The 7270-nt window shown below is 62.5% G+C and carries 9 protein-coding genes; 8 read left to right on the top strand and 1 reads right to left on the bottom strand.

The features are described 5' to 3' along the window. Positions 1 to 149 precede the first annotated feature (149 nt). Positions 150 to 545 carry a lysozyme inhibitor LprI family protein gene (locus tag ACKLKD_RS17860; protein WP_025714593.1) on the top strand — a complete coding sequence of 132 codons (396 nt, stop codon included), beginning with the start codon at positions 150 to 152 and terminating at the stop codon, positions 543 to 545. Here the strand turns inward: ACKLKD_RS17860 and rutR are convergent. Beyond that, positions 542 to 1180, bottom strand: coding sequence for an HTH-type transcriptional regulator RutR (gene rutR / locus ACKLKD_RS17855; RefSeq protein WP_087805467.1), 639 nt, complete (start codon positions 1178 to 1180; stop codon positions 542 to 544). The two genes, ACKLKD_RS17860 and rutR, sit on opposite strands and share 4 nt — an antisense overlap. A gap of 285 nt (positions 1181 to 1465) precedes the next feature. Here rutR and rutA point away from each other — a divergent pair, with 285 nt between their 5' ends. Genes rutA through rutG form a run of 7 tightly spaced genes read left to right on the top strand, consistent with a single transcriptional unit; the run spans position 1466 to position 6888 of the window. Next, entirely contained in the window at positions 1466 to 2557 is a 1092-nt protein-coding gene (gene rutA / locus ACKLKD_RS17850) for a pyrimidine utilization protein A (RefSeq protein WP_087805465.1), read from the top strand. Next, entirely contained in the window at positions 2557 to 3267 is a 711-nt protein-coding gene (gene rutB, locus ACKLKD_RS17845; protein ID WP_080924463.1) for a pyrimidine utilization protein B, read from the top strand. The genes rutA and rutB overlap by 1 nt, the downstream gene beginning before the upstream one ends. Further along, on the top strand, positions 3260 to 3652 hold the full coding sequence (rutC, locus tag ACKLKD_RS17840; RefSeq protein ID WP_025714590.1) for a pyrimidine utilization protein C: 393 nt from the start codon (positions 3260 to 3262) through the stop codon (positions 3650 to 3652). The genes rutB and rutC overlap by 8 nt, the downstream gene beginning before the upstream one ends. Beyond that, positions 3649 to 4452, top strand: coding sequence for a pyrimidine utilization protein D (gene rutD / locus ACKLKD_RS17835; protein WP_080924462.1), 804 nt, complete (start codon positions 3649 to 3651; stop codon positions 4450 to 4452). Before rutC ends, rutD begins: the two co-directional genes overlap by 4 nt. Then, the gene (locus ACKLKD_RS17830) at positions 4449 to 5039 is read left to right on the top strand and encodes a malonic semialdehyde reductase (RefSeq protein WP_080924461.1); all 591 of its coding nucleotides are present in this window, start codon (positions 4449 to 4451) and stop codon (positions 5037 to 5039) included. The genes rutD and ACKLKD_RS17830 overlap by 4 nt, the downstream gene beginning before the upstream one ends. Positions 5040 to 5049: 10 nt before the next feature. Beyond that, positions 5050 to 5544: an NADH-dependent FMN reductase RutF gene (gene rutF / locus ACKLKD_RS17825; RefSeq protein ID WP_080924460.1), complete on the top strand. Its 495-nt coding sequence runs from the start codon at positions 5050 to 5052 to the stop codon at positions 5542 to 5544. 21 nt (positions 5545 to 5565) lie between these two features. After that, the gene (rutG, locus tag ACKLKD_RS17820) at positions 5566 to 6888 is read left to right on the top strand and encodes a pyrimidine utilization transport protein G (protein WP_087805462.1); all 1323 of its coding nucleotides are present in this window, start codon (positions 5566 to 5568) and stop codon (positions 6886 to 6888) included. Positions 6889 to 7270 lie beyond the last annotated feature (382 nt).

Here is a 7270-nt window from a genome sequence, read left to right as displayed (position 1 = left end):
AACAATATAACAATACAACGAGGTAGCCCGGATAAGGCGCTGTGCGCCGCTATCCGGGAGAGCGGCGCGGTGATCAGCTAATGACAGCCGACGTCAGCTGTGCTTAATTAAGGCTCCCGGAGGGGAGCCTTTTTTATGGGAGCAGAACAATGAAACGTATGTTATTTGCCGTAGTGGCCCTGCTGGCCAGCGGCGCGGCGCTGGCGGACGAGTGCAGCAACGCCAATACCCAAACCGAAATGAATCAGTGCGCGGCCGCGCAGTTTCAGGCGGCCGATAAAAAACTGAATGACACCTGGCAGCAGGCCCTGCAGCGGGCGGCGGGTAAACAACAAACATTACTGAAGCAGGCGCAGCAGGCATGGATCGCCCTGCGCGACGCCGATTGCGCCTTTCTCGCCTCCGGCGCCGAAGGCGGCAGCATGCAGCCGATGCTGGTCAGCCAGTGCATGACCGATAAGAGCGTGGAGCGGGAGTCATTCCTCGCCTCGCTGCTGCAGTGCGAGGATGGCGATCAAAGCTGCCCGCTGCCGCCGGCCAATTAACGGACGCGAATGCCTTCGATAATCATCCGCTGGACATTATCGACCGTTTGTTCAAAAAAAGCCGCGTCCTGCAGCGTGGCGCCGGTGACTGCCTCCACCTGGGTGGCAAAGTCGGCGTAATGCTGGGTGGTGGCCCAGATCATAAAGATTAAATGCTGCGGATCGACCGGCGCCAGCTTGCCGCGGTCGATCCAGCCGGAAACAATCGCCGATTTCTCATCCACCAGCGCTTTCAGATCCCCGGTCAGTTCGCCCATCAGCAGCGGCGCGCCCTGCAGCATCTCGAGGCAGAACAGCTTCGAGGCCTGGGGATGATCGCGGGACACCTCCAGCTTCAGGCGAATATATTCGCGGATCGCCACCAGCGGGCTGATGTCCTCACGAAACGCCTTCAGCGGCGCCAGCCAGATGGCGAGGATCTGCTGCAGGACAGCCACATACAGCGCCTCTTTCGAAGGGTAGTAATAGAGCAGATTGGTTTTCGATACCCCGGCGCGCTCAGCCACCTGCTCCAGTCGCGTACCGTGAATGCCAAATTGCGAAAAGGCCTCCAGCGCGGCGGCCAGAATGGCCTCCTTTTTGGCGCTTACCGCTTGTGAACGTTTACCGGTTTTTTTCGCGGCGCCCTGTGCCATACATCCTCTCCTTCAGTTGACGCCTCCAGCATAGCAAAAGCCCTGCCCCGACACGACCCCGTGCACCCTGATTGCGCATGACTGCCGTTTTTTCGTGCACTGATTTTGACCATTCAGTCCACTTTTTTATCGTCCTTTTTAGCAACTCAAAAGTAACACATTAATAACATTAGCATTTATAAAACTGGCATCGCCTTTGCTTTAGCTCTTCTGCGAGGTGGTCCAGAGAGAGGCAGGATGCCGCACCACCGCAACTTCATCTTCCATGACTGCAGAGAGGTAGGTATGAAAATTGGTGTTTTCGTTCCCATTGGCAACAACGGTTGGCTGATCTCTACCCATGCCCTGCAGTATATGCCGACCTTCGAACTGAATAAGGCTATCGTACAGAAGGCCGAGCACTACCATTTCGACTTCGCGCTCTCCATGATCAAGCTGCGCGGCTTCGGCGGGAAAACCGAGTTCTGGGATCACAACCTGGAGTCCTTCACCCTGATGGCCGGCCTGGCCGCGGTGACCTCGAAGATCCAGATCTACGCCACCGCCGCCACCCTGACGCTGCCGCCGGCGATTGTCGCCCGGATGGCCTCCACCATCGATTCCATCTCCGGCGGCCGGTTTGGCGTCAATCTGGTGACCGGCTGGCAAAAACCGGAATATGACCAGATGGGCATGTGGCCGGGAGATGACTATTTCGCCAGCCGCTATGACTATCTCACCGAATACGTCCAGGTGCTCCGTGACCTGTGGGGCACCGGGCGCAGCGATTTCAAAGGCGACTACTTCACCATGAACGACTGCCGGGTCAGCCCGCGCCCTTCGCAGCCGATGAAGGTGATCTGCGCCGGGCAGAGCGATGCCGGTATGGCCTTCTCCGCCCAGCACGCGGACTACAACTTCTGCTTTGGCAAAGGGGTCAACACGCCAACGGCCTTTGCCCCGACCGCCGCGCGCATGATGCAGGCGGCGGAAAAAACCGGCCGCGACGTAGGATCCTATGTGCTGTTCATGGTGATCGCCGACGAAACCGACGAGGCGGCGCGCGCCAAATGGGAACATTACAAAGCGGGCGCCGATGAAGAAGCGCTGGCGTGGCTCACCGAGCAGAGTCAGAAAGACACCCGCTCCGGCAGCGATACCAACGTGCGCCAGATGGCTGACCCCACCTCGGCGGTCAACATTAATATGGGCACCCTTGTCGGATCGTATGCCAGCGTCGCGCGCATGCTCGATGAAGTGGCGAGCGTGCCCGGCACCGACGGCGTGCTGCTGACCTTTGATGATTTTCTTGCCGGCATCGACGCCTTTGGCGAACGCATTCAGCCGCTGATGCGCTGCCGGGACCACATTGCTCCAGTTACCCGTGAGGTGGCCTGATGATTACCCTTCCCGCTCGCCCGGAATCCCTGACCTTCGCGCCGCAGCAGAGCGCGCTGATTGTTGTCGATATGCAGAACGCCTACGCCAGCCAGGGCGGCTATCTGGATCTCGCCGGCTTTGACGTCTCCGCCACCCGGCCGGTTATCGACAATATTAATACCGCCGTCGCCGCCGCCCGCGCCGCGGGCATGCTGATTATCTGGTTCCAGAATGGCTGGGATGATCAGTATGTTGAAGCGGGCGGCCCGGGCTCGCCGAACTATCACAAATCCAACGCGCTGAAAACGATGCGTCAGCGTCCGGAGCTGCAGGGCAAGCTGCTGGCGAAAGGCGGCTGGGATTATCAGCTGGTGGACGAGCTGACGCCGCTGGAAGGCGACATCGTGTTGCCGAAACCGCGTTACAGCGGCTTCTTTAACACCCCGCTCGACAGCATTTTGCGCAGCCGCGGCATACGCCACCTGGTGTTCACCGGGATCGCCACCAATGTCTGCGTCGAATCAACGCTGCGCGATGGCTTCTTTCTCGAATACTTCGGCATCGTGCTGGAGGATGCCACCCATCAGGCCGGCCCGGCCTTCGCCCAGCAGGCGGCGCTGTTCAATATTGAAACCTTTTTCGGCTGGGTCAGCGACGTCGAGAGCTTCTGCCACGCGCTGTCCCCCGCCACCTCGCTGGCTTTAGCCAAGGAGAAACGTTATGCCTAAACAGGTGATTATTCCGCCAGGCACCACCACGCCGATTGCCCCCTTTGTTCCGGGGACGCTCGCCGACGGGGTGGTCTACGTCTCGGGCACCCTGCCGTTTGATAAGCAAAACAATGTGGTGCACATCGGCGACCCAAAGGCGCAAACCCGCCACGTGCTGGAGACCATCAGGAGCGTTATCGAAACGGCGGGCGGGAGTATGGCGGATGTGACTTTCAACAGCATCTTTATCACCGACTGGACAAATTACGCCGCGATTAACGAGGTCTACGCCGAGTTCTTCCCCGGCGATAAACCGGCGCGTTTCTGCATTCAGTGCGGACTGGTGAAGCCCGATGCGCTGGTGGAAATCGCCACCGTCGCCCATATCGGCACCCCGACATGATGAGGCTCAATATCGCCCCGGCCCCATGGCCCGGCGCGCCGGTGGTGGTCCTCAGCGCCGGTCTGGGCGGGGGTGGCGGCTACTGGCTGGCGCAGCGCGCGGCGCTGGAGGCACAGTATCAGCTGGTGAGTTATGACCATAACGGGACCGGGGAAAACGCCGGCCCGCTGCCCGCCGACTACAGCATGGCGACGATGGCCCAGGAGCTGTTCCGCGCCCTGCAGGCGGCGGGGATCGCCCGCTTTGCGCTGGTGGGCCACGCCCTGGGGGCGCTGATTGGCCTGCAGCTGGCGCTCGATCATCCCGAGGCGGTGAGCGCCCTGGTGCTGGTCAACGGCTGGCTGACGCTGTCGCCGCACACCCGCCGCTGCTTCCTGGTCCGCGAGCGTCTGCTGCATGCCGGCGGCGCGCAGGCGTGGGTTGAAGCGCAACCGCTGTTTCTCTACCCGGCGGAATGGATGGCCGCGCGCCTGCCGCGCCTCGAAGCGGAAGATGCGCTTGCCATCAGCCATTTTCAGGGCAAGGAGAATCTGCTGAAGCGGCTGCAGGCCCTGAAGCAGGCTGATTTTTCACGCCGGGCGGCGGCCATCGCCTGCCCGACGCTGATTGTCAGCGCCGCTGACGACCTGCTGGTCCCCGCCTCCTGCTCCCGCGTGCTGCAGGCGGCGATCCCCGGCAGCCAGCGTGTGGAGATGCCGTGGGGCGGCCATGCCTGTAACGTCACCGACGCCGATACCTTTAATACCATTTTATGCGACGGGCTGGCCGCTATGCTGCCGGTCGCCAGGGAGATCCGATGAACGACGCGATAAACCACACGGCCTGCGAGACGCTGTTTACCCAGGCCCGGACCCACAACGGCTGGCTGGATAAACCGGTGAGCGACGCACAGCTGCAGGCCGTCTGGGACCTGATGAAAATGGGGCCCACCTCCGCCAACTGTTCGCCGGCGCGCATCGTGTTCGTGCGCAGCGCGGAAGGCAAAGAGAAGCTCCGCCCGACGCTCTCCAGCGGCAATCTGCAGAAAACCATGCAGGCGCCGGTGACCGCTATCGTGGCGTGGGACAGCGCCTTCTACGAGCGGCTGCCGACCCTGTTTCCCCACGGTGACGCCCGCAGCTGGTTTACCTCCAGTCCGCAGCTGGCGGAGGAGACCGCGTTTCGCAACAGCTCACTGCAGGCGGCGTACCTGATTTTCGCCTGCCGCGCGCTGGGCCTCGACACCGGGCCGATGTCCGGTTTTGACCGGGAAAAAGTCGACGCGGCGTTTTTCGCCGACAACGGCTGGAAAAGCAACCTGCTGGTGAACATCGGCTATGGCGATCCCGGCAAGCTGTACGGCCGCCTGCCGCGTCTGTCTTTTGATGAAGCCTGCCTGCTGGCATAAGGAGTTGGCGATGGAGTTAGCAGACAAACAGAGTTTCCGTGACGCCATGGCCCACGTCGGCGCCGCGGTTAACATCATTACCACCGATGGCCCGGCGGGCCGGGCGGGGTTTACCGCCAGCGCGGTCTGCAGCGTCACCGACGCGCCGCCGACCCTGCTGGTCTGCCTGAACCGCTCGGCCTCGGTGTGGCCGGTGTTCAGCGAACACCACACGCTGTGCGTCAATACCCTGGCGGCCGGCCAGGAGGCCCTGTCGACGCTGTTTGGCGGTAAAACGGCGATGGACGAGCGCTTTGCCGCCGCCGACTGGCAGACCGGCGCCACCGGCTGTCCGCGGCTGGAGGCGGCGCTGGTCAGCTTTGACTGCCGCATTGACCAGCGCGTCAGCGTCGGCACGCACGACATCCTGTTTTGTCACGTCGTGGCCATTACCCGTCACCCGGAGCCCCGGGGACTGATGTGGTTTGACCGCGGTTATCACACGCTTATGCGACCCGCTTGTTAACCTTTAACCCGGGATATCATCATGGCACTCTTCGATTTTCCTCGCTGGAAGTTGACCTCCCCCGCCGCTGAGTCCGGCGTTGTTGCGCCCGATGAACGCTTGTCGGCCGGGCAAACGCTGGTGATGGGCGTGCAGCACGCCGTTGCGATGTTCGGCGCGACGGTGCTGATGCCGTTGTTGATGGGGCTCGACCCCAACCTGTCGATTCTGATGTCGGGCGTCGGCACCCTGCTGTTCTTTATCGTCACCGGCGGACGGGTGCCGAGCTATCTCGGCTCCAGCGCCGCCTTTGTCGGGGTGGTGATCGCCATTACCGGCTTTAACGGCCAGGGGCTGAACCCTCATCTGAGCGTCGCCCTTGGCGGGATCATCGCCTGCGGGCTGGTTTACACCCTGATTGGTCTGGTGGTGATGAAGATCGGCACCCGCTGGATCGAGCGCCTGATGCCGCCGGTGGTGACCGGCGCGGTGGTGATGGCTATCGGCCTGAACCTGGCGCCGATTGCCGTGCGCAGCGTCTCCGCCAGCGCCTTCGACAGCTGGATGGCGGTGTTGACCGTGCTCTGCATCGGCATAGTGGCGGTATTTACCCGCGGGATGCTGCAGCGTCTGCTGATCCTGGTCGGCCTGATCGTCGCCTGCGCACTGTACGCCCTGCTGGCTAACGGCTTTGGCCTTGGCAAGCCGCTGGACTTCTCCCCCCTCGCCCAGGCGGCGTGGTTCGGGCTGCCGCACTTTACCACCCCATCCTTTAACGGTCAGGCGATGATGTTGATTGCGCCCGTCGCGGTGATCCTGGTGGCCGAGAACCTTGGGCACCTGAAGGCCGTCGCCGGAATGACCGGGCGCAATATGGACCCGTACATGGGGCGCGCCTTCGTCGGCGACGGGCTGGCGACCATGCTCTCCGGTTCGGTGGGCGGCAGCGGGGTCACCACCTATGCGGAGAACATTGGCGTCATGGCGGTGACCAAGGTCTATTCGACGCTGGTCTTTGTCGCCGCCGCGCTGATTGCCATGCTGCTGGGCTTCTCGCCGAAGTTTGGCGCATTAATCCACACCATTCCCGGGCCGGTGATCGGCGGCGCCTCGATCGTGGTCTTTGGTTTAATTGCCGTCGCCGGGGCGCGGATCTGGGTGCAAAACCGCGTCGACCTCAGCCAGAACAGCAATTTGATCATGGTGTCGGTGACCCTGGTGCTGGGCGCAGGGGATTTCGCGCTGTCGCTGGGCGGCTTTACGCTGGGCGGGATTGGCACCGCCACCTTCGGGGCGATCCTGCTGCACGCGCTGCTTCATCGCGGAATGCGCGAGGCGAAGGAGGCCAGGGTAACGCCGGTGTAAGCCACATTAGCGCGGCGTTGGCGCGTGGGCCTGGGTGGTGTGAGCCTGTAGGCCGGATAAGGCATTTATGCCGCCATCCGGCACCGCCGCAGGTACGGAGCCTGACCGCCCGGCGGCGCTGCGCTTGCACGGGCCGACTGACGGCCGGAGCTGGATAATTCGATAAGGTTATCGGTTTGCAATGGTTTCGCCCCGGAAAAACGGTTGTTCTGTGTTATTTCCGGGCAGATGGCGCTCCCGATTGGTCTTCTGCGTTATGCCTCTCCTGGCGCAGGGAGCGCACAGGGGGCGGCCAGTCGCCGCCGCCCCCTGTACCCCCGGGCTCCGGCCAGCAACATCGCCACTACGCGGTCCCTTCGACTTATCCCTGCAGGCTTCGGGT

The organism is Klebsiella sp. 10982 (assembly GCF_048589245.1).
Classification (GTDB): domain Bacteria; phylum Pseudomonadota; class Gammaproteobacteria; order Enterobacterales; family Enterobacteriaceae; genus Klebsiella; species Klebsiella quasivariicola.
Note: the sequence above shows the minus strand (reverse complement) of the source record. Positions and strands in the feature narration are given on the sequence as shown.